This is a genomic window from Parashewanella sp. 2210YD4-3 (assembly GCF_056591735.1).
Genome location: NZ_JBWQOG010000001.1, coordinates 573,804 through 599,517 on the forward strand (window position 1 = coordinate 573,804; position 25,714 = coordinate 599,517).

The 25,714-nt window shown below is 40.8% G+C and carries 20 protein-coding genes; 5 read left to right on the top strand and 15 right to left on the bottom strand.

What is annotated here, in order from left to right:
* Nucleotide 1 precedes the first annotated feature (1 nt).
* The 13 genes from AC1EU0_RS02450 to AC1EU0_RS02510 all read right to left on the bottom strand — a co-directional run bounded on the left by AC1EU0_RS02450 (nucleotide 2) and on the right by AC1EU0_RS02510 (nucleotide 16,301).
* Complete coding sequence (locus AC1EU0_RS02450; protein WP_480300339.1) at nucleotides 2-4,432, bottom strand: EAL domain-containing protein; 4,431 nt, start codon at nucleotides 4,430-4,432, stop codon at nucleotides 2-4.
* A gap of 184 nt (nucleotides 4,433-4,616) precedes the next feature.
* Nucleotides 4,617-5,819: a hypothetical protein gene (locus tag AC1EU0_RS02455; protein WP_480300340.1), complete on the bottom strand. Its 1,203-nt coding sequence runs from the start codon at nucleotides 5,817-5,819 to the stop codon at nucleotides 4,617-4,619.
* A 129-nt stretch (nucleotides 5,820-5,948) separates the two neighbouring features.
* On the bottom strand, nucleotides 5,949-6,401 hold the full coding sequence (gene rplI / locus AC1EU0_RS02460; RefSeq protein ID WP_480300341.1) for a 50S ribosomal protein L9: 453 nt from the start codon (nucleotides 6,399-6,401) through the stop codon (nucleotides 5,949-5,951).
* Nucleotides 6,402-6,428: 27 nt separating this feature from the next.
* A complete protein-coding gene (gene rpsR / locus AC1EU0_RS02465) occupies nucleotides 6,429-6,656 on the bottom strand; it encodes a 30S ribosomal protein S18 (RefSeq protein WP_480300342.1) in 228 nt (75 codons plus the stop codon).
* A gap of 12 nt (nucleotides 6,657-6,668) precedes the next feature.
* Nucleotides 6,669-6,974 carry a primosomal replication protein N gene (priB, locus tag AC1EU0_RS02470; protein WP_480300343.1) on the bottom strand — a complete coding sequence of 102 codons (306 nt, stop codon included), beginning with the start codon at nucleotides 6,972-6,974 and terminating at the stop codon, nucleotides 6,669-6,671.
* Between the two features lie 7 nt (nucleotides 6,975-6,981).
* Nucleotides 6,982-7,383 carry a 30S ribosomal protein S6 gene (rpsF, locus tag AC1EU0_RS02475; protein ID WP_480300344.1) on the bottom strand — a complete coding sequence of 134 codons (402 nt, stop codon included), beginning with the start codon at nucleotides 7,381-7,383 and terminating at the stop codon, nucleotides 6,982-6,984.
* A gap of 158 nt (nucleotides 7,384-7,541) precedes the next feature.
* Nucleotides 7,542-8,459: a hypothetical protein gene (locus AC1EU0_RS02480; protein ID WP_480300345.1), complete on the bottom strand. Its 918-nt coding sequence runs from the start codon at nucleotides 8,457-8,459 to the stop codon at nucleotides 7,542-7,544.
* A gap of 131 nt (nucleotides 8,460-8,590) precedes the next feature.
* Entirely contained in the window at nucleotides 8,591-9,139 is a 549-nt protein-coding gene (locus AC1EU0_RS02485; protein ID WP_480300346.1) for a hypothetical protein, read from the bottom strand.
* A gap of 81 nt (nucleotides 9,140-9,220) precedes the next feature.
* Nucleotides 9,221-9,967, bottom strand: coding sequence for a 23S rRNA (guanosine(2251)-2'-O)-methyltransferase RlmB (gene rlmB / locus AC1EU0_RS02490; protein WP_480300347.1), 747 nt, complete (start codon nucleotides 9,965-9,967; stop codon nucleotides 9,221-9,223).
* Nucleotides 9,968-10,129: 162 nt separating this feature from the next.
* Nucleotides 10,130-11,401, bottom strand: coding sequence for a protein-tyrosine phosphatase family protein (locus AC1EU0_RS02495; RefSeq protein WP_480300348.1), 1,272 nt, complete (start codon nucleotides 11,399-11,401; stop codon nucleotides 10,130-10,132).
* Between the two features lie 105 nt (nucleotides 11,402-11,506).
* Nucleotides 11,507-12,637 carry a tyrosine-protein phosphatase gene (locus AC1EU0_RS02500; RefSeq protein ID WP_480300349.1) on the bottom strand — a complete coding sequence of 377 codons (1,131 nt, stop codon included), beginning with the start codon at nucleotides 12,635-12,637 and terminating at the stop codon, nucleotides 11,507-11,509.
* Between the two features lie 627 nt (nucleotides 12,638-13,264).
* A complete protein-coding gene (rnr, locus tag AC1EU0_RS02505) occupies nucleotides 13,265-15,673 on the bottom strand; it encodes a ribonuclease R (protein WP_480300350.1) in 2,409 nt (802 codons plus the stop codon).
* Nucleotides 15,674-15,692: 19 nt separating this feature from the next.
* A complete protein-coding gene (locus tag AC1EU0_RS02510) occupies nucleotides 15,693-16,301 on the bottom strand; it encodes a tetratricopeptide repeat protein (protein WP_480300507.1) in 609 nt (202 codons plus the stop codon).
* A 384-nt stretch (nucleotides 16,302-16,685) separates the two neighbouring features.
* On the opposite strand from AC1EU0_RS02510, the gene AC1EU0_RS02515 reads away from it, so the two are divergent.
* From AC1EU0_RS02515 to AC1EU0_RS02535, 5 genes are all read left to right on the top strand, one after another.
* Nucleotides 16,686-18,215 (top strand): Re/Si-specific NAD(P)(+) transhydrogenase subunit alpha, encoded by a 1,530-nt coding sequence (locus AC1EU0_RS02515; protein ID WP_480300351.1) that lies wholly within the window; start codon nucleotides 16,686-16,688, stop codon nucleotides 18,213-18,215.
* Between the two features lie 11 nt (nucleotides 18,216-18,226).
* A complete protein-coding gene (gene pntB / locus AC1EU0_RS02520; RefSeq protein ID WP_480300352.1) occupies nucleotides 18,227-19,627 on the top strand; it encodes a Re/Si-specific NAD(P)(+) transhydrogenase subunit beta in 1,401 nt (466 codons plus the stop codon).
* A 78-nt stretch (nucleotides 19,628-19,705) separates the two neighbouring features.
* Nucleotides 19,706-20,149, top strand: a complete 444-nt coding sequence (locus AC1EU0_RS02525; protein ID WP_480300353.1) for a hypothetical protein — start codon at nucleotides 19,706-19,708, stop codon at nucleotides 20,147-20,149.
* A gap of 28 nt (nucleotides 20,150-20,177) precedes the next feature.
* Complete coding sequence (locus tag AC1EU0_RS02530; protein WP_480300354.1) at nucleotides 20,178-21,401, top strand: sphingomyelin phosphodiesterase; 1,224 nt, start codon at nucleotides 20,178-20,180, stop codon at nucleotides 21,399-21,401.
* Nucleotides 21,402-21,614: 213 nt separating this feature from the next.
* Complete coding sequence (locus AC1EU0_RS02535; protein ID WP_480300355.1) at nucleotides 21,615-22,895, top strand: sphingomyelin phosphodiesterase; 1,281 nt, start codon at nucleotides 21,615-21,617, stop codon at nucleotides 22,893-22,895.
* A gap of 57 nt (nucleotides 22,896-22,952) precedes the next feature.
* On the opposite strand, the gene lysS is transcribed toward AC1EU0_RS02535, so the two are convergent.
* Both lysS and prfB read right to left on the bottom strand, forming a co-directional pair.
* Entirely contained in the window at nucleotides 22,953-24,461 is a 1,509-nt protein-coding gene (gene lysS / locus AC1EU0_RS02540) for a lysine--tRNA ligase (RefSeq protein WP_480300356.1), read from the bottom strand.
* Nucleotides 24,462-24,479: 18 nt separating this feature from the next.
* Nucleotides 24,480-25,578, bottom strand: a protein-coding gene (prfB, locus tag AC1EU0_RS02545) for a peptide chain release factor 2 (protein WP_480300357.1) whose coding sequence is annotated in 2 segments (ribosomal slippage) — nucleotides 24,480-25,502 and nucleotides 25,504-25,578 — 1,098 coding nt in all. Because the reading frame shifts where the segments join, the coding sequence is not laid out codon by codon here.
* Nucleotides 25,579-25,714: the final 136 nt, after the last annotated feature.

Here is a 25,714-nt window from a genome sequence, read left to right on the forward strand (position 1 = left end):
ATTAGATTTCTCTTTCTAGTTCGTCGGCATGTTCAAGGTATTGTTCGATACCTTTAATATTAAGAGGCCTAGAAAAGTAGTATCCCTGCATAAGGTAACAACCACGCCCAATTAGGTGCTCAAGCTGTTCGTAGGTTTCAATACCTTCTGCCACCACTTTTAACTTCAAGTTACGCGCTAATTCGACAATACTGTTAACAATAGCTTGGTCAGCACGATTGTGGGCAATATCAATGATAAATTTACGATCGATCTTTAAGGTATTCACTTTAAAGTTTCGAAGATAAGCTAGAGATGAATATCCTGTTCCAAAATCATCAATGGCCACTTCAACTCCCATGGCATGTAGCTCTGACAAATGCGATTGAGCTATATCCAGCTCATTCATCAACACACCTTCGGTAATTTCTAAACCAACACTATCTGGCGAAACCCCAGTTTGTTCGATAGCTGACTTAACCGTTGCAACATAATCAGGCTGCCTGAAATGCGCAGCTGATACATTAATGGAAAGCCTAAATGTACGTTTATACTTTTGCTGCCACTTGGCTAACTGCCTCAGTGATGCAAACAATACCCACCGGTCGATATCAACAATCAAGCCGCATTTTTCAGCAATAGGTATGAAAATATCGGGAGGAATATAGCCCTTTTGACTGTGATTCCATCTCAATAAAGCCTCCATACCAACCATTTGATCGTCATCTAGAACACTAATTTGGGGCTGAAAATTTAATTCAAACTCATGTTTTTTAAAAGCATAACGAAGATCATGCTCTAACTGTAACTGGTACTGATTTTCCTGATATCGTGCTAAAGAATAATACTGATGATTACCTCGTCCTTCGTCTTTTGCATGATACATGGATAAATCAGCATTCTTAATGAGTCCTTCGGCCGTTATCGCATGATCTGGGAATAAACTGATACCAATACTGGTACTAATATAAAACTCACGATTATTGATGATAAATGGCGTTTCGATTTGTTTTAAGATAATCCCAGCCAAATGATCAAGTTGCGTGATATCCGTTACTTGCTTAATCAAAACAACGAACTCATCACCACCAAAGCGACACAAAACCGTATTTTCATCAATGGAGTCGATTAACCGTTTCGAAGCTTCCATCAGCACCGCATCTCCCATGCTGTGGCCGTAAGTGTCGTTAATATCTTTAAATCGATCTAGATCTAAAAACATCAGGGCTAACTGCTGATTTTCTTGCTGTGCTTCATGGATGGCTTGGGCTAATTCACGATTAAATTGGGTGCGGTTGGGTAATCCCGTTAAACCATCAAAGTTAGCCAGTTGAATAAGCTCTGCCTCAGTGCGTTTGCGCTCGGTAATGTCGGAGAACACAGCCACATAATGCGCTTCTGTTTGCATTCGAGACTGCATTGCTGACAAGTTCACCCAAACAGGACATGATGGATTGCCATCGGTAATAAAGGCAAGTTCACCATGCCAGTATGGATTGTCTTCAAGCAATGCATCCATACAGTATTCTTCTCGTTCTTTTGCTAGTAAATCGCAAAAACTACGATGTATTAACGCCTTTTCTTCAACACCAATGATGGACTGTGCCGATTTATTAGAAAGAATAACTTGTTGTTCGGAGTCAAAAATCAAAATTCCTTCAGAAGTATTTTCGAAAGACTCTCCAATCATACTTAATTTATTTTCAAGGTTTCGAGTACTGGTGATATCGGTCGAAATACCAGAAACGGTGTTAATCGTTCCGTCTTCAATATTTGCTTTAGTTGGTCGCCCCTTACTTCGAATCCAACGCCAACTGCCATCACGGTGTTGAAGCCGATATTCCAGTTCAAAAGAATCTTTCTTGCCTGAAAGCATTCTCTCCCATTGTTCAAGTACGAATACTTTATCGTCTGGGTGTATATTAAGTTCATCTACTGAACGAATAGAATGGTTCTGATCTTTATCAAAAATTTTGTTGTAGTTACCCAGCTTAACTTGAAGATTCTTTGGCTCCCACTCCCACAAAAAAGAGTCACTGCTCTTCAGTGCTTGATGCAAACGCTCTTGTGTATCCAGTAATTCTTGGTTTAATAATTTAGTTTTACGAGTTCGCGCTTGATGGCGCATTAAAAATACACCTAACAGCACAAAGATGCTGAAGCTCACAACCGTCTTAAACTGCTGAGACTGCCACCAGTTTTGTAATATGGTAAATGAGTAAATATAAGGTTTTTTGTTCTGCATCCCATTTACATCACCATATAGCTCTAAGGTATATTGCCCTGGTGCGAGGGAGGACAAATTAATCACAGAATGATTTGAGAGCTGAATAAACCCTTGTTTGCTTTCTACTCCCAATTTGTTAAACCGATAGGAAATGTGATTTAAATTTGCTTCAAGGTAATCATGAGTGGCAAGCTTCAAACTCAATAAACTGACATCAGGTTCAAACACTTCATTTTTTGTCGGGCTCAGTCTGATTTCTTCTCTATCTGGATAATACGCCGTAATTTGCGCTAGAAAAACACCGTCATTAATCAGTCGGTTTTTGATCTTATCAGGGTCAAGTAACATCACACCTTTAGTCGTACCGACATAAAAACCAGCGTCAGGGTGATAAAAAGCGGAACCTTCATTAAAGTCAGCTTTCAACAAACCGTCACTCTGTTCAAGAACCGTCACTTGTTGTGCATTTAGCATGTTGCTAGCTATCAATTTGTCATCACAGCCGACGAAAAACTTTTCTTCGACCTTACGAATAAAATACACCGCTTCGCAATGAGTGCCCCAACGCTGATTTAATGACTCACCCTGTGTCTCACTTGTTTTATACTCGAATACACCTCGGTTAAAGGTACCAAACCAAAGCGTATTTTTATCAACTTGAACGATTTCACTGATGGTTGGGATCGCTTTGAGACCAAAAAAATCACTATCGAACTCCGTCACTTCATCGTTTTGGATAAAACCAAACTGTTTAAATCGAGCAAACCACAGCTTGCCATCTGGTGCCAAATGTAAGCTTCTGACCGATTCAACTTGATCAGCTAGCCTAGGAAGTATGGTCGACTTAAGAATTTGAGGCGAATCAACATCCCAAAAATACAAACCAGACGAAGTGGCAAACCAATACCGATTTCTCTTGGAGTCAAATACCACATCATAGATAGTTTTGTTCTCTAGCGAGCTATCTGTCCCTGCCCAATCCGCAAATCGAGTGATGTGCTTTGTATGTGGGTGTAGAATAAACAGGCCATCTGTACTGTTGAGCAGCAATTGACTATCTTGAAATGGTTGAATAGAAAATACGGTATCATTTGCCGCTAGCTCAGGCAGCATTATGGGTTCAACATGATGGGTTTTCCGATTAATGTGAACTACATAATTGGCGGTGGCCATCCATAATTCATCATTATCGCCATACATATTCCAAATGTCCTGAGACGGTAGCATGTAGCTGGACTTTCTAGATATCTCATCGGTAATGAAATCTGGAGTCTCATTGAAAATAGCAACGCCACGATGATTGCCAATACCCCAAATTAAATTGGTTTTGTCAGAAAAAAGTTTTTCTACTTGCTCACCTTGCTCAACATCATGTAGGTGCTGTTCAGTTAAAGACCAAATTTTCATTCCCTTTTCGGTAATAATCCAAAGTTCATCATAGGAATCAGAAGCCACTGAAAATACGGCTTGTTTCAAATGCTGTTGAGAACTGATCTTGGTACCATCAAACTTCAGTTGATATAAACCATTATTAGCGGCTAACCATACATGCTGTTTTTTATCTGAAATGATCTGATTAATAACGGCATCTTTTCCAGACCATTGCTGAATTGTGACTTTGAAGGTTTTTGTATCTATTACCGCAATTTGGTTTTCGCTGTATGCCAATAAGTGCTGCTCATCCATTTGCACAAGGCCAGTAAATTTGAAGTCATTATTAGTGAGCAGATGCGCAACTTCGGTTGCTGGCTTGTCTAAATTTTCAACAAAATAGAGACGTCCCTGCTGAGTTAATAAGTGAAAACTTCGATTCTCATACTTGACCAGCCCAGCTAGCCCATTAATCGGTTTACTTTGAAAGGCTGGAAACTGATTGAGTTCGGTAAATCGATTCGTACGTTCATCAAATACGAAAAGTTCGGATAACGTACTAACCAATATTTGTTTATCGTCTAAACAGGCGCCATTTACAAAAAACTCGTTATAAAAGTGTTCCTGTTGTCTACTACCGACTTTTTCAATGCCAGTATTCATCGCCCTAAACAAGCCTTTTTCTGTTAACAGCCAGCTGAAGCCGTCTCCATCAAAAATGACTTTTTGAACCATAGTGTCTAAGCCATCATTTTCATTCATTATACGCCGAGAAGCGTGCTCAGAATGAGCGTGAGATAAGGCTGAGAAAACCATAAAAAATAAACAAAACAACAACGCAGGCATTTTGGTCATAGCGAGTCCGACAATATTATTTTCTGGTACTTTTTAGTAGCACCACCTTTTATTCGTGCTCTCTGATGAAACAGATACAAACAGAACGAGACGATAATACGACAAATTTGTTACAAAGGTTTTAAAAATTAGAGAAATCTTACAGCACAACATTCTATAAAATCAAAGTTTTATAGTTTTTGTTTCACCTTTTTAAACAATCTTCTGGTATAAGACGCTTTACAGTCTGAAACTCTTCATCGGTAACATTGCTCATCACTAAAACAACTTGGGTGTTGGGAGTGTTTTTAGGAAGTTCTGATAAAAACACTTCTTGAGTATGTAATGAATTGCTCTCTTCTAAATATTTTTCAATTTGTTCCCCGATTATTAGATAGGTATTTTTCACCTTAGATTGCTTTAAAGCATCGAGCCATTGGACTGGCGGGCTACAAACAAGATAGAGATTCTTTAATTCCTCTTTGCATAGGGTTGTAAAAGCATTAAGCTCAGTTAGCTCTACGTTCCGCCACGGCTTTATTGTACTAAGGCAACGATCAGTTGTGGTCAACTGCAAAGACGTTGAAGCTTCAATCAGAGAAGCAGATATCATTCCTTTACCTGCACACAATTCAACTACGGGACAATTAAACTTGCTCAGTAATATTGCCAATTCATCAGCAAAGCATTTAGAAGAAAACGTAAAAATACCCAACTCGTGGTGAAGATGAACCAATAGTTTGTAAAAGCGTTGAATTTCTACTGGCTCGGTTAATCCATAGTGTGAACATCCATGAGGACACTTAATCCATTCACCGACTATGCTGGTTTTTTGTGACAAATTATAAAATCCATTAAAGGAATCAGGAATGTCACATAAAATCATTGCTTTAATATGATCCAGATGCAATGACAACACAGAGTGATCTAAATTTGATATTACCCTGCTTTCCAAAAGATCTCTAAGTTCAACTACGGCATGCGAAAACACATCCCAAAATTTTTTATGGTCTTGGATCAAGAGATCTTCTAAGGTTATTTTTTTACTTAATATATTCTCAATTAACCATTGCCTTTGCTCGTTAAGTATCGGTATTTGTTTGTGTTGGCGCTCAACAATGATTAACTTCTCAAGCGATTCAACCAAAGCTTCAGTAGTCTCAACATAAAATTGCACTTGCTCTGCCAACTGAACATCATATTTCCGCTCTAGGCTATCGGTACTTTTTTGTGGGTCAATTGAAGGATGAGAATGAAACTCTTGGTTTTTCTGCGTTTGTTCGGGATTACCTTCTGATTGTTTAAAGCATTGCTCTTCTTTGGGTTTAAAAAGCTCTACAAATTCTTGATGCTGTTCAGCTAATACTTGGTGTTGTACATTACTTGAGCCGAGGATCTCTGCAGTCATAACCATCCGACTGAGTTAATGATTTTTGACAAAATAACAAATTAATTCTTCATTATTAGTTAAATTTCGTTAATCTCAGGCATAAAAAAACCCCGACCAAGGCCGAGGCTTTTACATTAAAGCGAGTTATTAGTCTTCAGCAACAACTGAAACTTTAACTACTGCTTTAACTTCAGTGTGAAGTTGAACGTCAACATCAAACTCACCAGTGTGACGTAGCGCACCGTGTGGTAGACGAACTTCAGCTTTAGCCAGTTCAACACCAGCTGCAGTAACAGCATCAGCGATATCGCGAGTACCGATAGAACCGAATAGCTTACCTTCTTCACCCGCTTTAGAAGCGATAACAACAGCTTCTAGAGCAGCTAGCTTTTCAGCGCGCTCAGTAGCTACTGCTAGTTCACCAGCAAGTTTAGCTTCAAGCTCTTGACGACGCTCTTCGAAGAATTTTTCGTTTTCTTCGTTAGCAACAACTGCTTTACCTTGAGGTAAAAGGAAGTTACGAGCATAACCAGCTTTAACTGATACTTTGTCACCTAGGTTACCTAGGTTAGCAATTTTATCTAGTAGAATTACGTACATTATCAAATCCTCTATTTTTGACTGCTATTACTGATGTAAATCAGTGTATGGCAGTAGAGAAAGATAACGAGCACGCTTGATAGCGCGAGCTAGTTGGCGTTGATATTTAGCACTAGTACCAGTGATACGGCTAGGAACGATCTTGCCGCTTTCAGTGATGTAGTTCTTTAAAGTGGCAATATCTTTGTAATCAATTTCTGTCACACCTTCAGAAGTGAAACGACAGAACTTACGACGACGGAAATAACGTGCCATATTGACAGTCTCCTAAGTTTTCAATTCGACTTGTTCGGCATGAAGTACGGTCTTTTGTTGACCATTGCGACTGGTTTGTAATGAAATAAAACCGTCGACTTGTACTTCCATGCCAGCTTCTAAACTTTCAGCTATGAGCGCAAAACGCTCGCCACTTAATACCACTTTCATTTGCAGATAAATATTACGGAGCATATCGGCTTCATAACGCTGCGATTTATGTTCCAACAAGATAACCCAATGTGGGATGCCTGATGGACTCTTTAAGCGTTTCAAGCGATTAATTTCACCTGATAGGCTTAAGCGGTTAGTGGTCACTTAAAAGTTACTCAGCGGCTGCTTCAGCGCTTTCTTTGGTTTCACTTGCTGGCTTGTCTGCAGAAGGAGCACGACGAGAATCACGTTCTTCTTTAGCTTTAGCCATTGGTGAAGCTTCAGTCACAGCATGCTTAGTACGCATTACCATGCTACGCAGTACAGCGTCGTTGAAACGGAAAGCTGTTTCTAGTTCTTCAATTGCTTCTGCATTTGCTTCAACGTTCATAAGAACGTAGTGTGCTTTGTGCAGCTCAAGAATTGGGTAAGCCAATTGGCGACGGCCCCAATCTTCTAGGCGGTGAACGGTACCGTTTGCAGCGGTGATAACACCGGTGTAACGCTCGATCATACCTTGAACTTGTTCACTTTGGTCTGGGTGAACCATAAATACGATTTCGTAATGACGCATTTATTGCTCCTTACGGTTAATTAGCCTCGTGTTGGGATCAGTCAAACCAGTTTGAGGCAAGGAACGGATTATTTGGACTGAATTAGGCGCGAGATATTACAGAAAATAGCCACAAAGCGCAATAGATTAATATATGTGGCCACCAATTGAAGTGCTAATCACTTGCTTAACAGGGATGAATACGAAGAAACTAAATGAGCAAGCTGTCGTTTAGCTGTTTCGATCTCCTGACTATAACTACCATTACTTCGATTTTTAACGAGATAGTTGATTGCATCTTGTAGGTTAAAACAACTATTTAGCTTTTCAGCTGTTTCCCTCTGACTTTTTGAATAATTTTCAGGTAATAACACATTTTCAGGTGTTAGCTTGATTCCACCTAGTTTACATTCACCTTTTCTTAGACATTCATACAACATTCGAGCAGAAACGGGCTGTTGTCGACCTTGAATAAAAACAGGATCTCGTAATGAGTAGCTTGAAGCACTATCGCGCAAAACATTTGGAAAACCCTGTAGGTCAAGTTCATTTAACGATTCAAATAAGTCCTCAAGTGACTGAACATGATTCATCTTAACTTGCATTATTATTTCAGCCGTAACGCTTATACCCACAGCAAGTACTATTCCTCCAACGATAGCGCTCCCCCAAACAATCCCGCCAACAGCTATACCAGTAAGGCCGCCTATTTTCGTTGGATAAAATATCATACCAAGAAAAGTACACATCCCAGCTTTGCATGGAATCCCTATGCATCCTCCGTAGGTACCAACACAAAGGTGTTGATCCCCAAAAAAAGTATGTCTTTTGTAGTTTGACAAAGCTAAGCTGTATTCATTTAGTCTGCTTGGCAATTTACCGTATTGAGTAGGCTGCTGACAAATGACAGGACTTTTTGTCTCTGAGCCTGAAAATTGTATTAAAGAAGAAAACGGAGCTACTTGCGTTGCCTCATACCCCTTATGGCTTGAAGCGACATTGAGAAAAGGTTTTTTTTCTATCGAGTCAGGTAATACTCTTTCTGCGAAGGTTTGACCTACACAGTAAAAACATAAGTCATGAAGCACCTGATACATGGCATTACTTCCTGTGGATCTTGATTCACTGGAATACTAAATGCCTTTAAAATCATTTTGAAGTTAATCTTAATTCATTAAATTTTAAAGAAACTTTATTTTCATATTCGATCTAAATATGAAATGAACGATCAATTTATCAATGGCGGAAGAAATCTAATCCCTTCTGGCAACCAAAACTCATCGGCTGTATTACTATCACCATAGAACTCGACAGTATCATCATTGATTCGAATAAACGCTATGCGCCATATAGGGATGCCTTTGATTTCTTGGTCAACCGATTGAGAAAGTCTTGTATTCAATAACAGTTTAAATTCGCTATCATTGCTGATATGAAGCCTCTGCTTTAACACGTCCTTTGGAAGCGTTAACACAACACAAGCTTCGTTAGCACTGGCAGTCGATGAACAGGTTTGCCCATCTGGTAGTTTCCAGTCATGCCGACTATTTTTCCAATCGATACCCGTGATATCTCTAAAAGTATAAGTTTTTAAAGGGTTATAAATCGGAGCAAGAGATAAGTCATTTCGAAATTGGCTAATGAGCCCTTGAGTTATCTGTGCAGACAGTTGATTTGAAATCGAAGGTGCTTGTGTTGGCTGAGATTGAGATTGAACAGAAAATGTTATGGTTAACAAAATGATGAGCAATGAATGCTTAAGAGTTACAGTTCTCATATTCACCTCACTGACTATTGCTGACTACAATAAGTTACTAACAATCAACAGCGAGGTGTAATACTTATTTTTTATATATCATTAAGTTGCTGTTTGTCTTTGCCTGACTGCTTCAAATAAACAAATGCCTGTCGCCACCGACACATTCAAACTTGAAACCGTTCCCGCCATAGGAATCGAAATCAAACTATCGCAGGCTTCACGAGTTAAGCGGCGTAAGCCTTTACCCTCAGCGCCCATGGCAATCGCTAATGCGCCTTTCATGTCAGCATGATAAATGTCGCTATCCGCTTCACCCGCTGTCCCTAAAATCCACACCCCTTGTTGCTGAATATGACGCATAGTACGGGCAAGGTTAGTCACCTGAAATACAGGCACAACTTCCGCTGCGCCACATGCGACTTTACTTACGGTAGAAGTAATAGACACAGAGTTATCTTTTGGAATGATAATGCCATGAACACCTGCGGCATCGGCATTACGTAAACAAGCACCTAAATTATGAGGATCGGTAACACCGTCTAAAATCAATAAAAAAGGCTGTTCGGTTTTTTCGATCAAGATATCGAGGTCTTTTTCAATCAAAGCTTTCGCGGGCTTAACCCGAACGACGATACCTTGGTGTTGATGAGATTGCGCTTTGTCATCTAACACTTTACGAGACGCACGCTGCAGCGTAATACCAAAATTTTGTGCCAGCTTGATGACTTTATGCAAACGGTCATCATCACGACCTTGTAGCAGCCAAAGCTCAAGTACACGTTCAGGGGATTGTTTTAACAAGGATTCGACGGCATGAAGACCGTACATGATTTCAGACTTTTTCATAAAAAATCGCTGCACTCAAAAAGAATGCAGCGATTGTAGTGTTTTTTGACTCGAATACCAAACCTAGTAACGATAGATGTGTATATCGGTCAACAAAGTAACTACAGATGTGTATGTCGATCAACGAAGTAACGACTAGTGTTTATGTCGGTCAACACAGTTCTACTTCTTTTTTTTTCTATTTGGTGGACTATTCTTTTCTGCTTCAACAACCCACAAATAAACAGTTTCCATTATTAATCTTAACTGCTCTTTGTTCTGAACGCTTGATGGCCCTCGTTGATAACGCAGTTTCATAACGGTTTCGAAAACAATCTCTTGATAATTTTCACGGTTAATATCACCGTTCTTGAATTTACGATAAAGCTCCAATCCGGCGCAAAGGGTCATCGTTCTTCCAACTCCAGCCCGGCAATGAATGATAAAGTTTTGTTTTGTGTACTTCGCTAACTCTTTTATTAATTCGTCAAATTCTTTAGTTGAAACGGTACCGTGATCTCGCCATATTTTGCAATGAAATCGACTAATTAGCTTAATTTCACCATTAAATGTCACTCTATATATACTGGTGCTTCTAACCTTTGATTCCGTAGATTCGGTAGCAAGTTTTACAGTCAGATCAGGAGAAACTTTGTGATCTTTACTAGAAGATTGGTCAATTTCATCACGCTCATTCTTCGGTTTTACGCCAAAAGAGAAACCAACTTTTGAATCAATGGCCTTTTCCCTTTCTTCCTTAGTTGCCTTAGCTTTCGCATTTATAGGAAGTGGGTAATAAGGGACACAATCTTTGTCCCCACTTTGTGTTAAGTCGATGATTATACTGGTGTTACTTTGCATAGCCATCAACCAGAAATGTGCAGCTTCTTCTTCATTAATAGGATATTGTGTTGCAATATGCTTTTGTTGATCGAGCAAATCAACATAGTTAGAATGCATCGCATTTTGTTTTATATCAAAACCATCAACACTTTTTAATATAACATGAGTATTAAGGGAACAGCTGATCTCTATGAATCGAGCAAATGTAGGATTAGGCAGGCAAACTTCTAATTGCTCCCGTCCACCAAATGCTTGGCGAAGTATATAACTAGTTACATCACTGAGGTTTTCATACAGCTCTTCGATTCTTTCCTGTGTTGGCTCAAAATTTTTGGCTCCTCCCTTTGTTTTGTAATTTTTAAATAGATCACCACCGACCATTTCTTCTGTAGATAAAGGGAGCTGTAAAGATTTAAATTCTGACTGTGAACTATCTTGACGATGATATTTGACTAGTCCTGCGTGGTTCTCATCCCTTTCGCTGCATTGATTAACATCGTGTTCAAATAATGTTTGATCTTCTGAGTTAGCTTCTGAGGGTTCGAGTTCTGTATCAAGCGTTCTGTTAGCGGATAATGCACCTGATGAAGCTGATGGGGTACTTGCAGCCATAACACATCCTATTTATAACATTTCAATAAACCTATACAAAAAGTTTATGTTACAAATATGGAAGCACAACTTAATAATTGTTAACAAATAGTTTAATAAGCTGTATCAGGGTCTGTTGAACCAACTTATAACCATGCTAACCAGCAAAATATATTGCGAGGATGTTTGAACCATATTTGGGCTTCGGTCGCATCTCAAAGACTGAATAACATCATCAATCACATCTAGGTAATTCCCTTTGTTAAGTTCGTGTTTTTGAAATTTCACTTTCAACATCACTCCAGCAATAAGAGTACCCGTCCGACCAACGCCAGCTTTACAATGAATAACGACGACTTTATCTCGATAACTATAAAGCCTTTCCACTAAACTGTTAAAATAGGCAACGTCCAATGCCTTATGATCCTCCCATTTTTTAACATGGTATCGGTCTATTACTTTTGTAATACTTGAGCCTCTATATTCATCTTCCAGCACATATCGAAATGTTTTACTATCCGGTAAAAACATTTTTTCATCATATGCTATGGCTTTAACTTTAAGCCTCCCATATACCGCTGTTGAAAAAAATAATGTGGACGTAGGGTAATATACACAATTCGGTGCTTCATCCGTTAAGTCAATAATTGTTTCAACATCATATAATGAGACCATCTTCCAAAATGCTTCTCTTTTATTTTCCTTTGGATATTGAGTAGCAATAACCATTTTCATTTCAGGCACATTTATCACATTAGCATGCAGACTTTCCTTGGTCATACTCCCCTCTTCATTTGGAAGTTCGACTCGAGTCTCCAAACAAGAAAATACAGCTCGAGGGTAGCGAGCATCTGGTGTATTCCCCAACTGAATGTTGCTACTTTGATAAAGGGATCTAGTTTGCTTTTCCAAACTTGTATAGCGCTCCTTTAATGCTTCATTAGAAGGAGTTTTAACTTCAAGCTTGTTTTCTGTGTTTGTTGTACCAACAGCAGTCGGTAACAAATCATCACTTGGAGGTATGACAATCCATTCGTCGTTTGTTTTTGAATTTTCTATAGAAGAGATCGAAGCGCTAAAAAACCGCCTTAAAGAATTTGCTGTACTGGGAGAAACAAAACTAACAGCTCGATATACCCAGTTATCGCGATTATTACTAACCTGAAGGGAAGATATTACTGTAGCAGTGTTTGTTTGATGCATTTGATCAGAATTACAGGTTTCTGTTTCTATCGTTTCTGTATAAGGTGCAACCATAGCTTGAATGTAATCGGTAAGTATCGCTGCCTAACATAACTCCAAAACCAAATATCGAATAGTTAAATTATCTTTATAAACTAACCACATATTGCTTATTCATGCAATTAGGTATTTGATACCGAGCAATAATATCAACACTGAAACGAACAACAAAATACGCATAAATATCAATTAGTTAATCTGAAATTAACCATTGACTTGCTAGCATTTTTTAAGTTAAGTAGCATAGAGATCTAAATGCTGCATATAAAAGCCTAACCGTACAAGGAAAGCAAAAATTTAATTACTAGAGGCCGTTCCCAATTAGATTTTTGATTTGCTGCTGTTAATTTTTTAGGTTAAATAAGGCGGAAAATGTGAAGTGTAGTTATTCTAAACGAACATTTGACAACGCTGTTTAAACAAAAAAGAAACGCAGCCCTACGGGTTACGCCTAAAATTGGCAAACTCTGCGTCACTCATCATTCATTTAGCTCACTAAACTTCAATCTTCGTGCCTTGATTTTGCCAATTTTAGGCTGTAACAAATCAAAAAGTCTTTAATTGGGAACGGCCTCTACGGCGTGTAAATGACGAATAAAACAGCCAACCTATTTTCAAAACAAATTGGCTGTTTACAATCAATCAGCCTCTGCGCTTAGTTTTGGTTTTACTCGATTTGCGAGAAACTTTCGAAGGCTTCGTACTTTTATTTTTTGAAGATGACTTGGTATCTTTTCCATTTTGTTTCGATGAAGATTTACCTCTTGAACTCGATTTTTTACTATCGCCTCGTTTAGCCCCTTCAATATTCACACGCTCTCTGGCTGTTAAAGGTTTACGTCTGGAGCTTTTACGGCGTTTAGACTGAGCATCTCCGTCGATCACAAGATCGATCATGCGATCATCAAGATTGACACTTGCCACTTGTACCGTTACTTCATCACCAAGTTGATAAACTTGACCTGTGCTTTCGCCTACCAGCTTTTGACGTTCATGATCAAAGTGGAAATAATCATTACCAATGGTAGACACATGTACTAAACCATCAATAAACAGATCTTTGAGACGAACAAACATGCCGAAGTGAGTGACGGACGCAATCACGCCATCAAATACATCACCGACGTGATCTTGCATAAACTCACATTTGAGCCAGTCCGATACATCACGTGTAGCTTCGTCCGCTCGGCGTTCACACATAGAGCAGCTTTCAGCAAGCTTATCCAGCTCCTCTAATTGATAATGGTAACCACCTTCTGGCGTCCATTTTTCTTTAACATCACCTTGCTCTTTGGCGAGCAAATAACGAATCACTCGATGTAAGATCAAATCCGGATAACGTCGAATAGGAGAAGTAAAGTGCGCGTATTGCTCTAACGCTAAACCAAAGTGCCCATTGTTATCTGGACTGTAGACCGCTTGACGCATCGAACGTAGCAACATCACTTGAATCAACTCTGCATCAGGGCGGTCGGTAATTTGCTCCATCAAGGCCTGATAGTCAGCGGGTTGTGGCTCTGTTCCACCACCTAAGCTGAGCCCACGTTCAGCCAAAAAGCTCTTAAAGTTAGTGAGCTTCATATCAGACGGTGCTTCGTGCACGCGATAAAGCACTTCACCTTCATGCTTTTTCACAAACTTTGCTGCGGCTACGTTGGCTAAGATCATGCATTCTTCGATGATCTTATGAGCTTGATTGCGATGCCTTGGCTCAATACGCTCAATCTTACGCTGCTCATTAAAAATGAACTGGGTTTCTACCGTTTCAAAGCCAATGGCACCACGCTCGGCACGTTTTTCTTCTAACGTTAAATACAAACTTTGTAAGCATTTAAGGTGAGGTAATAACGCTTGTTGAGGGTGATCTGTACGTTCGCCGTCTAACATCGCCGCGACATCAGTGTATGTGAAGCGGGCATGTGAATGCATGACTGCTGGGTAGAACTTAAAACCAGATAAGTTACCGCGATCGGAAATGGTCATTTCCGCTACCATACACAAACGATCCACTTGCGGATTAAGTGAGCATAAGCCGTTAGACAGCTTTTCCGGCAGCATAGGGATCACTTGTGACGGAAAGTATACAGAGGTGCCACGGGCTTGCGCTTCGTTATCCAACGCAGAGTCTGTTCTTACATAATGGCTAACATCAGCAATCGCTACCCATAAACGCCAACCACCGCTTTTTTTATGTTCGCAATACACGGCATCATCAAAGTCACGGGCGTCTTCACCGTCTATGGTCACTAACGGCAAGTGACGTAAATCTACTCGTCCTTGCTTTTCGGCTTCAGTAACTTCATCGGGAATACGGCGCAGTTTTTTCTCAATTAATGGCGACCATTGGTGTGGTAGCTCATAATTACGCAGTGCAATTTCAATTTCCATGCCCGGCGCTTTATCTTTGCCGATAATTTCAGTGACTTTTGCGGTGGCCTTGACATATCGACTCGGGCGGCGAGTTAGCTCCACCACCACTACATCACCGTTTCTAGCTCCATTTTTATCTTCAGCCGCAATCAAGACTTCTTGAGTAATGCGTTTATCATCTGCCACAAAAAAGCCCATGCCGGCATCAAGATAATAGCGACCAACGAAAGGCGCTGTGCGTTCTGTGGTTAGGCGCACAATACGGGCATCTTTTTTGCCTCGACCATGCTCTGCTGCTGGTTGCGCTAATACTTTATCGCCGTGAAAGTACATCTGCATATCACGGGCTGAAATGTATAAATCGTCTCCACCCTCATCAGGCTGAAAGAAGCCAAAGCCATCTTTGTGACCAAGGACAGTTCCTGAAAGTAGATCCATACGTTCAGGTAAGCCATAACAACGGTTTCTGGTGAAAACCAATTGGCCGTCACGCTCCATAGCTCTTAGTCGTCGTCTTAATGCTTCAAGCTGTTCTTCATCAGTAATATTAAGTGCCGCAGCGATTTTTTCGCGGCTCATGGGGGCAGTTTGTTTTGTTAAATGGTCAAGAATAAACTCTCGACTTGGGATAGGGTTTTGATATTTTTCTTGTTCTCGCTTTAAATGCGGATCTTGTGTCATTCATTTTCCTTTTTGGCGCTTATCTTCTTTTTTGCGCCCTTTTTACAATGCTGGCCGGCATTTTAGTGGCCAGATGTTTCAATAGCTTTTCAGCTTTTACTTTATTTGCTTGGTTATCGAACACATTGTGATACAAGAGTCGATAACTGTGTTCATAATCAAACGGACTACCGTAACCTTCGCTAAGTAATTTCACCAACAACATTTGCGCAGGTATGTATCCGCCAGATGCCGCGGGTAATGCATATTTTACTGCGGTTTCATTATTTTCTATGACGCGTTCACCTTCATCATAGTAGCGTGCTAAACGAAATAACGCCTCATTACTGCCTTGGTTGGCGCTGGCGGTGAGTTGCGCCATACCTCTACGACTGTCTTGTTGCACACAAGTGCCTGTCAGCAGCATCTCTCCCCATAAAAACTGATACAGGGGTTCTTTAAGCACTTCGGCTCTGGCTTCAATATCTTCAACTAATTGGCAATCATCAAGTTTCACTTGCTGCAAATATCGATTTTGATGGATCAGTTGACTTAACTGTTTTACCGAATAGATATCAACCGCTTGCATTTGTGCAACAGCAGGTATAGTGAATGTTAGTACGAGAATGGTAAAGATACTACGTAACATAGATGAAATTATTAAAGACTCCATATTGAAGATCATCGACAGTATACCGCATTTCTTGAGGATATTTGGATAATTTTCAAACGGCATCAATTTTATCAGTGACTCCAATTTCAACTCCCTCGCCTTCTGACACCAATGCAAAGTGACTACACCTCGTACCACTAACCCAATATTTTGTGAATAGCTCAGCAATTTCATTAATTTAATTCGCTAGCTTGCAATAAATCCGTCATTGTTCCGTTCACATTTATTGCTGATTGCTTTTTGTTCAAACCTCCCTTAAGGTTTGATTAAGATACACGTGAGATTTCAAAAAGTTGTATCTCCCGAGCTCACGAGTATGGCTTTTCAGTCAACAATATTTCCATCATATAGAGAATCACTATGCTAATTGGAATCCCCAAGGAACAGGGTGGTGAACATAGAGTCGCCGCTTCTCCCAACAGCGTCACGCAGTTGATCAAATTAGGTTTTGATGTTGTTGTTGAAAACAATGCTGGAATAGACTCCAGCTTTACCGACCAAGCCTTTATTGAAGCCGGTGCCACCACCTCTACAGAGGTTTGGCATGCGCCATTGATTTTTAAGGTCAATGCGCCAACACCCGATGAAATAGAACGAATCCAAGCGGGTACTGTTTTAGTCAGCTTTATTTGGCCAGCTCAACACCCTGATTTAGTCCAACTACTGGCTGATCGCAATATTACCGTTCTCGCTATGGATATGGTTCCGCGTATTTCGCGAGCTCAGTCCTTAGATGCATTATCTTCAATGGCCAATATCAGTGGTTATCGAGCCGTTGTTGAAGCCGCTCACGAATTTGGCCGCTTCTTTACTGGTCAAATTACCGCAGCCGGTAAAGTGCCCCCCGCTAAAGTGTTGGTTATCGGTGCAGGCGTAGCAGGTCTGGCCGCCATTGGAGCAGCAGGCTCATTGGGAGCGATTGTTCGCGCCTTTGATACTCGCCTTGAGGTGGCCGAACAAATTGAATCCATGGGCGGTGAATTCTTAAAACTAGACTTTAGTGACGAAGACGGTGGTAGCTCTGATGGCTACGCTAAAGTCATGTCTGAAGAGTTTATTGCAGCTGAAATGGCGTTGTTTGCTGACCAAGCCAAAGACGTCGACATCATTATTACTACCGCACAAATTCCAGGAAAAACGGCACCTAAATTAATCAGCCAAGAAATGGTGGATTCAATGAAGCCTGGCTCTGTGATTGTCGATTTAGCCGCAGGCTCGGGTGGTAATGTTGAACCCAGTGTCGCTGGTCGTAAAATTGTCACAGACAATGGCGTCACTGTCATTGGTTATACCGACTTAGCGGGTCGTCTGCCTACTCAATCATCTCAATTGTACGCGACTAACCTCGTCAACTTAATGAAGCTGCTTTGCAAACAAAAAGATGGTGAAATTGAGTTGGATTTCGACGATGTTGTGACGCGAAATATGACCGTGAGCCATGAACAAAATATTATGTTCCCGCCTCCACCGATTTCAGTATCAGCCGCTCCAGCTCAACCTAAGCAAGAAGCGGTAAAACCTGCCGAAGTTAAAGAAGATAAGCCTTCCTCGATGAAATATTGGTTCGCAGGACTTGGTGCGCTTGCCTTTACCGCCATTGCAGCTACGGCTCCAGCGGCATTTTTATCGCACTTTACTGTATTCGTATTATCTTGTGTGGTGGGCTATTACGTGGTGTGGAATGTCTCGCATTCGCTACATACGCCGTTAATGTCGGTTACCAATGCCATTTCAGGCATTATTGTCGTCGGTGCTTTACTTCAAATCGGTCATGACTCAGTCGTCATCAACTTATTGGCCTTTGCCGCCATTCTTATTGCCAGCATTAACATCTTTGGTGGCTTTACCGTCACTCATCGAATGTTGAAAATGTTCAGAAAAGATCAATAGCGGAGATCATTATGTCTGAAGGGATTATTACAGCCGCGTATTTGATTGCAGCGGTATTATTTATTTTTAGTTTGGCTGGTTTGTCTAAGCAAGAAACAGCAAAGCAAGGTAATATTTCTGGTGTTCTAGGGATGTCAATTGCACTGCTAGCCACCGTCTTCCGTCCTGATACTATGGGTTTGGAATGGATTATAGCTGCAATGGTCGTCGGTGCCGTTATTGGGGTTTATCTTGCGCGTAAAGTGGAGATGACCCAAATGCCAGAACTGGTGGCTATGCTTCATAGCTTTGTAGGTTTAGCTGCAGTATTTGTTGGCTTTAACAGCTTTTTAGATCTACACCCTATGGAAGGCCAAGCGCTTCATGTATTGACTGGGGCTGAGTACACCATTCATCTCGTCGAAGTGTATTTGGGTATTTTCATTGGTGCAGTGACCTTTTCAGGTTCAATCGTCGCTTTTGGTAAGCTTCGTGGCATCATCAACTCAAAAGCATTAACACTGCCTCATCGCCATAAGCTCAATTTATTGGCCCTGTTGGTCAGCTTTGCCATGCTCATCCACTTTGCAACAATTGAGCAAAGCGTGACGACTTTGATCATCATGTCTATTTTAGCGGGGTTATTTGGCTGGCACTTGGTGGCGTCAATCGGTGGCGCAGATATGCCTGTGGTCGTGTCAATGCTGAACTCTTACTCGGGCTGGGCAGCGGCAGCGGCTGGTTTCATGTTATCAAATGACTTGTTGATCATCGTCGGAGCCTTGGTTGGTTCATCAGGTGCCATTCTGTCATACATCATGTGCAAGGCGATGAACCGCTCCTTTATCTCTGTCATTGCTGGCGGTTTTGGTAATGACGTGCAAGCTTCATCGAGTGATGAAGAGCAAGGTGAACACAGAGAAGTCTTTGCAGATGAAGTGGCCGACATGCTCAAGAATGCTCGTAATGTCATCATTACTCCGGGATACGGCATGGCGGTCGCTCAAGCTCAATACCCTGTTGCCGAAATCACTCAAAAACTTCGAAATAAAGGCATTAACGTTCGATTTGGTATTCATCCTGTTGCTGGGCGTCTACCCGGCCATATGAACGTGTTATTAGCCGAAGCAAAAGTGCCTTATGACATCGTATTGGAAATGGATGAAATCAACGATGATTTTTCTGATACCGATGTGGTACTGGTAATTGGTGCTAACGATACAGTTAACCCTGCCGCCATGGATGATCCAAACAGCCCTATTGCAGGCATGCCTGTGCTAGAAGTATGGAACGCAGAGCAAGTCATCGTATTTAAGCGCTCGATGAACACAGGTTATGCTGGTGTACAAAATCCACTGTTCTTTAAAGACAATACGCAAATGTTATTTGGGGATGCGAAGGCAAGTTGCTTGCAAATTTTAGACAAACTCTAATTTGCTAAGGCACGTTCAGCCAAACTTCAGAACACTTTGCAATAATTGGGTGCCAAAGCAAAAGCTTGGTACCCAATAATGAAATCTATACCTTCCTTTAGCGTAACGCTGCTAATCATTATTTCAACGCTACTATGCGCGGGGCAAGTCAGTGCCGATGATAGCATTTTTAGCTATTTTAATAATTCAACACCAATATCTATATGTAGCATCCAACCTTATACTCGCAACCTATTGAGTCAAATACCGAAAAATGAAGGAAGTAGTTATCGTAAAAACTGTAGTATCAATGGTATTGAAGCAAATCTGATAGTATTGATAAATAAAGGGAAACCAAGCATAGGAATTACTACATCACAAAAACGCATTCCCGTTTCTCCGATCACTCAATTAAGAACAATAACCATCACGGGCAGAGATGCAGACTTTGAATTATCGACCCAGATACATAATAACGAAGCTAACTATAAAGTAACCCTAGCTCCAGTCAGTAATTTTTCAGTCATTCTGCGCCATAATTGAACTCTCTTTCATATGAGAGCATCAAACTATGAAACCTAAATTAAGCACTCTAATTGGGTTACTATCAATCTATTGCTGTATTTTCCATGCCGAACTCGCACACGCCGAGTTATTTAACACCTATATTGCTAATAATACCGATCAACAAGTTTGCACTGTTCCAGCTTTAAAAGAACAGTTATTTTTTAGTATTAGTAACGGGGCTTCAACTGAAGATTGTGTCATTGATAATGTGAAATTTTGGGTTGGTCTTGCTATTAAGGGCAATCACGTTGAAGCAAGTATTGAAACACCTGATACGAAATTGCCTTATTCAAGTTCAAATGCAATCCGTCGTACAACTCTTAAAGGCGATCATGGAAATTTCGAACTGGCCGTAAAAATCTCTGAAAAAAGTGCGACCTTCTCAGTAACACCTATGCCAAACAAAGCGCTTACTGCTGAAGCAAACAAACTCTCAATCTTGACTTATAACTTATGGGGAACCAGCATTTATGGTTCAAAAAAAGTATCCGCTCGCTTTAATGAAATGCCAAACTACTTCCATAACTATGATGTATTGGCATTTGAAGAGCAGTTTGATGTAGCGCCAACAACTGCGCTTCATAATGCATTAAAGTCAGAGTATCCGTATCAAACGAGTAAGCTAAAAAAACAAGGTAAACTGCTACAAGCTGGGATCTATATCCTTTCTCGTTACCCAATATTAAAACAAGACTCAATGGTCTATCACTCATGTAACGGCCTGCAATGCTTTGCCTCTAAAGGCGTAACCTATACAGAAATCATTAAGAAAGGACAAAAGTACCACATCTTTGATACTCACACTCAGTCAAGCGAAAAGAGTTCTGACGTTAAAGCCCGTATGCAGCAGATTGCAGAGTTAGCACAATTTATAAAATCACAGCATATCCCGAATAATGAACCAATCATTATCGCTGGCGACTTTAATGTGAATATGGTTAGTCAAAATGGTCAATATGCAGATATGCTCACCTTGCTTAACGCAACCCATCCCAAGAGCAGTGGCTATCCGCTTACCTATGATCATAACGTCGATAAATGGTCCGTTGATGAACACGCTTATTACGACTATTTACTGTATGACAATGACCATTTAACACCGATTGCATCGGGCTTAAAAGTGATTGAACCGAGAAGTACAACGGTTCCCCTTTGGGGCTACTGGGATCTTTCCGATCACTTTGCGGTAGAGGGATTATTCGAATACGCAACTCCCGCTCAACGTTAGTTGCGTATAACACAGCCATTAAGTTTGTATGGGCTTTGCTGTTTTTTTTATTTAGATGCAAAAATTACAACAAACAAAAAAATACATAACACCAATCTGCTATCTATTTGGTTATAAAGTTTGTTGACACTTTTTAAACCACAATTCATTCAGCTTAATTTCAAATAGATAAAGAGATAATCAATGTATCATTCATTATCACGGCTATAAACAATGAAATCTAAATATCTGCAATGGTTAATAAGCTCGCTACTGGTATTATTCGTCAGCACTGTATCCGCTCATCCAGATAACATACAGCGGATGAATACCGCCTACCCTCGCCCATATAATATACTGCTGGCCAATAATACCCTTCAACCTCAGTGCTCCGTCCCTACTTTGCAAGAGGTAATATACTTGAGCATTGATGATGCAGGATCCAATACTAAAGAGTGCGTTCTTGATGGTATTAAGCTCTCTTTTAAGCTCTCTATCGCTAACAAAGTTATAAGCGCAGGCTTATCAACGCCATCAGGTAGCTTGCCACTCTCTAATGCGAGAGAGCGTAGAAGCATGGAAGTTAAAACCGACAACGGCCGTTATGAAATAGCTGAACAAATCAATGGTGATAATGCCGTATTTGCCATTACCCCAATTAAAGAACACCAGTTGACTTCAGAGGCTAACAAGTTATCCATCTTAACCTATGATCTTTGGGGGATAAGCGTTAATGGCGCTAAAAAAGTACAAGCACGCTTTGATGAAATGCCCAAATTTTTTCATAACTATGATGTACTTGCTCTTGAAGGGCAGTATGATCGCAAACCGACAGACTCGCTGCATACTGCTTTGATAAAGGAATATCCCTATCAGACTACTAAAATCAGACAGCGTGGCATACCAATAGAGGCTGGAATTTATATCCTTTCTCGTTACCCCATAGCAAAACAAGATTCTATTTTCTATAAAACCTGCAAAGGTCTTCAATGTCTTGCAACGAATGCAGCTATCTATACAGAAATAATTAAAAACGGACAGAAGTACCATATTTTTGATACTCATATTCAATCAGGTAACACGGACATTCAAGTACAAGCGAGAATGGATCAAGTGACTGAGTTGTCGAAATTTATTCAAGCACAGCATATCCCTAAAGACGAACCCATCATCATTGCAGGTAATTTTAATATTGATATGATCCATCAAGAGCCCAATTATCAAGATATGTTGACTCTATTGAACTCTACTCATCCCGACAGCACGGGTTACCCAATGACCTTTGATGCTGATGTCAACAAATGGGCAGCTCCTATAAACCCTGACAACAACAAGCTTCTTCATGCTTACTTTGACTACTTGCTGTACGATAATGACCATCTTACGCCGATTTCTACCAAGGTAGACGTTATAACACCAAGAAGTACAATCCCAGCACTATGGAATTACTGGGATCTTTCCAATCATTTCGCGGTGGAAGGCGAATTTGAATACGCCACGCCTTCTCAACACTGATTTTTAACCATAAAAAAAGCCCTGAATGTTCAGGGCTTTTTACATATTCAAACAATATTAAACTTGTGCTTGAGGGCGCATCGCTGGGAATAAGATCACATCACGAATCGTGTGAGTGTTGGTAAACAGCATCACCAAACGATCGATACCAATACCTTGACCTGCCGTTGGTGGCAGTCCGTGTTCTAATGCAGTGATGTAGTCTGCATCATAGAACATGGCTTCGTCATCACCGGCATCTTTCGCTTCAACCTGTGCTTTAAAGCGATTGTCTTGATCTTCTGCATCGTTAAGCTCAGAGAAACCATTTGCTACTTCACGACCACCAATGAAGAATTCAAAGCGATCTGTGATGAAGTGGTTGTCATCATTACGGCGCGCCAGTGGAGAAATATCCGCTGGGTAACCAGTAATAAAGGTTGGTTGCATCAACTGAGGCTCAGCCGTTTCACCGAAGATCTCTTCAAGTAGCTGACCACAGGTCCAGAATGATTCCACTTCGATGTGTAAGCTCTTAGCCAGCTTACGCATGAACTCGACGTCTTTCACTTCTTCATAAGTCATCGATTGGATGGTTTCATGATCTGGGTTATAGTGCTTGATCGCTTCTAACATGCTCATACGCGCAAATGGACCACCAAAGTCTACCGTGTGCTCACCGTAAGGCAGTTTAGTTGAACCACACAACTCTTGCGCGATTGAACTTAGCATTTCTTCGGTCAGATCCATGAGATCTTTGTAATCAGCATACGCCATATAGAATTCCATCATGGTGAATTCTGGGTTATGACGAGGAGACAGACCTTCGTTACGGAAGTTACGGTTGATTTCAAATACACGCTCGAAACCACCTACAACCAAACGCTTCAAATAAAGCTCTGGTGCAATACGAAGATACATTTCGATATCCAGCGCATTGTGGTGAGTGATGAAAGGACGCGCAGAAGCACCACCAGGGATGGTGTGCATCATTGGCGTTTCCACTTCCATGAACTCTTTTTTCACCATAAAGTTACGGATAGCGGTAACGACTTTTGATCGCATTTTGAACGCTTCACGCGACTCCTCGTTTACGATCAAATCAACATAACGCTGGCGGTAACGCATTTCTTGGTCGGTTAGACCGTGGAACTTTTCAGGAAGTGGGCGCAATGCTTTAGTCAGCAGCTGGTAGTCTTCCATGTTCACGTACAGATCGCCTTTGCCTGAAAGGTGCAGCTGACCCGTAACACCAATAATGTCACCAATATCTAAACCTTGGTACTTAGCTTTAAGCTCTTTTTGAACTGGCTTACCTGCATAAGCTTGAATACGGCCAGAAACGTCTTGGATCACCAAAAATGGACCACGCTTTGCCATAACACGGCCAGCGATCGAGCGTTGGATGCCCATTTCTTCTAGCTGTTCTTTGCTGTATTCACCATACTCAGCTTGAATATCAGCGGCCTTGTGTTTTCGATCGAAGCTGTTTGGGTGACCATTTGCAGGACAAGTTTCGCGAATATGCGAAAGCTTGGCACGACGCTCAGCAATGAGCTTATTTTCATCTTGGACGTGTTCAGTCATTTTCTTCTCTCGTTACAATTACAGGCCTGACTTCAGGCTAGCTTCAATAAATTTATCTAATTCGCCATCAAGGACAGCTTGAGTATTGCGGTTTTCAATGCCAGTGCGGAGATCTTTAATTCTTGAATCATCAAGAACGTAAGAGCGAATTTGGCTACCCCAGCCAATATCCGATTTCGCATCTTCAGCCGCTTGTTTATCGGCATTTTGTTTCAGCATTTCCAGCTCATACAATTTCGCTTTCAGTTGCTTCATTGCTGAGTCACGGTTTTTATGCTGAGAACGATCGTTTTGACACTGCACAACGGTGTTCGTTGGCAAGTGAGTAATACGGATAGCTGATTCTGTTTTGTTTACGTGCTGACCACCTGCGCCCGATGCTCGGTAGGTATCGATACGTAAATCGGCAGGATTGATATCAATTTCAATGGAGTCATCCACTTCAGGATATACAAACACAGAACAAAAAGAGGTATGACGTTTACCTGACGAATCAAACGGTGATTTACGTACTAAGCGGTGAACGCCTGTTTCAGTTCGTAACCAGCCAAATGCATATTCACCTGTGAACTTGATGGTCGCACCTTTAATACCGGCAACATCACCATCAGTGACTTCAATAAGCTCTGGTTTGAACTCGTGTGCTTCACCCCAACGCAGGAACATACGAAGTACCATATTCGCCCAATCTTGAGCCTCTGTACCACCTGAACCAGATTGGATATCAAGGTAACAATCTGAAGCGTCATTTTTACCTGAGAACATACGACGGAATTCAAGTTCTTCAAGACGAGCTTCTAAGTCGGCAAGTTCAATATTGGCATCGTTGAAGGTTTCTTCATCGTCTTCTTCAACGGCCAGCTCTAATAGGCCTTCGATATCTTCAAGGCCGCTGTCCATATCATCAATGGTTTTCACAACCGCTTCGAGGGAAACTCGCTCTTTACCGAGCGCTTGAGCGTTATCTGGGTTGTCCCATACTTCTGAGCTTTCAAGCTCACGAGTAACCTCTTCTAGACGCTCTTTCTTAGCATCATAGTCAAAGGTACCCCCTAAGAAGATTGGTCCGCTCAGACAACTCCTTAATTTTGGTTTTTACTGGATTTACTTCAAACATGAAATGAGTTCTTTTATCGAGTGTATATCTACATGAATAAATGAAGATACCTGTATAATATCAAGCCAGTTATTCTACCTTAAGCTATTGACGCTGAAAATAGTAAGTTGCGATATTCATGGTTACTCAATTTATC

Coding starts and splice junctions, on each gene's coding strand:
- AC1EU0_RS02450 (WP_480300339.1), bottom strand. CDS start 4,432: ATGACCAAAATGCCTGCGTTGTTGTTTTGTTTATTTTTTATGGTTTTC.
- AC1EU0_RS02455 (WP_480300340.1), bottom strand. CDS start 5,819: ATGACTGCAGAGATCCTCGGCTCAAGTAATGTACAACACCAAGTATTA.
- rplI (WP_480300341.1), bottom strand. CDS start 6,401: ATGTACGTAATTCTACTAGATAAAATTGCTAACCTAGGTAACCTAGGT.
- rpsR (WP_480300342.1), bottom strand. CDS start 6,656: ATGGCACGTTATTTCCGTCGTCGTAAGTTCTGTCGTTTCACTTCTGAA.
- rpsF (WP_480300344.1), bottom strand. CDS start 7,383: ATGCGTCATTACGAAATCGTATTTATGGTTCACCCAGACCAAAGTGAA.
- AC1EU0_RS02480 (WP_480300345.1), bottom strand. CDS start 8,459: ATGTATCAGGTGCTTCATGACTTATGTTTTTACTGTGTAGGTCAAACC.
- AC1EU0_RS02485 (WP_480300346.1), bottom strand. CDS start 9,139: ATGAGAACTGTAACTCTTAAGCATTCATTGCTCATCATTTTGTTAACC.
- rlmB (WP_480300347.1), bottom strand. CDS start 9,967: ATGAAAAAGTCTGAAATCATGTACGGTCTTCATGCCGTCGAATCCTTG.
- AC1EU0_RS02495 (WP_480300348.1), bottom strand. CDS start 11,401: ATGGCTGCAAGTACCCCATCAGCTTCATCAGGTGCATTATCCGCTAAC.
- AC1EU0_RS02500 (WP_480300349.1), bottom strand. CDS start 12,637: ATGGTTGCACCTTATACAGAAACGATAGAAACAGAAACCTGTAATTCT.
- rnr (WP_480300350.1), bottom strand. CDS start 15,673: ATGACACAAGATCCGCATTTAAAGCGAGAACAAGAAAAATATCAAAAC.
- AC1EU0_RS02510 (WP_480300507.1), bottom strand. CDS start 16,301: ATGTTACGTAGTATCTTTACCATTCTCGTACTAACATTCACTATACCT.
- AC1EU0_RS02515 (WP_480300351.1), top strand. CDS start 16,686: ATGCTAATTGGAATCCCCAAGGAACAGGGTGGTGAACATAGAGTCGCC.
- pntB (WP_480300352.1), top strand. CDS start 18,227: ATGTCTGAAGGGATTATTACAGCCGCGTATTTGATTGCAGCGGTATTA.
- AC1EU0_RS02525 (WP_480300353.1), top strand. CDS start 19,706: ATGAAATCTATACCTTCCTTTAGCGTAACGCTGCTAATCATTATTTCA.
- AC1EU0_RS02530 (WP_480300354.1), top strand. CDS start 20,178: ATGAAACCTAAATTAAGCACTCTAATTGGGTTACTATCAATCTATTGC.
- AC1EU0_RS02535 (WP_480300355.1), top strand. CDS start 21,615: ATGAAATCTAAATATCTGCAATGGTTAATAAGCTCGCTACTGGTATTA.
- lysS (WP_480300356.1), bottom strand. CDS start 24,461: ATGACTGAACACGTCCAAGATGAAAATAAGCTCATTGCTGAGCGTCGT.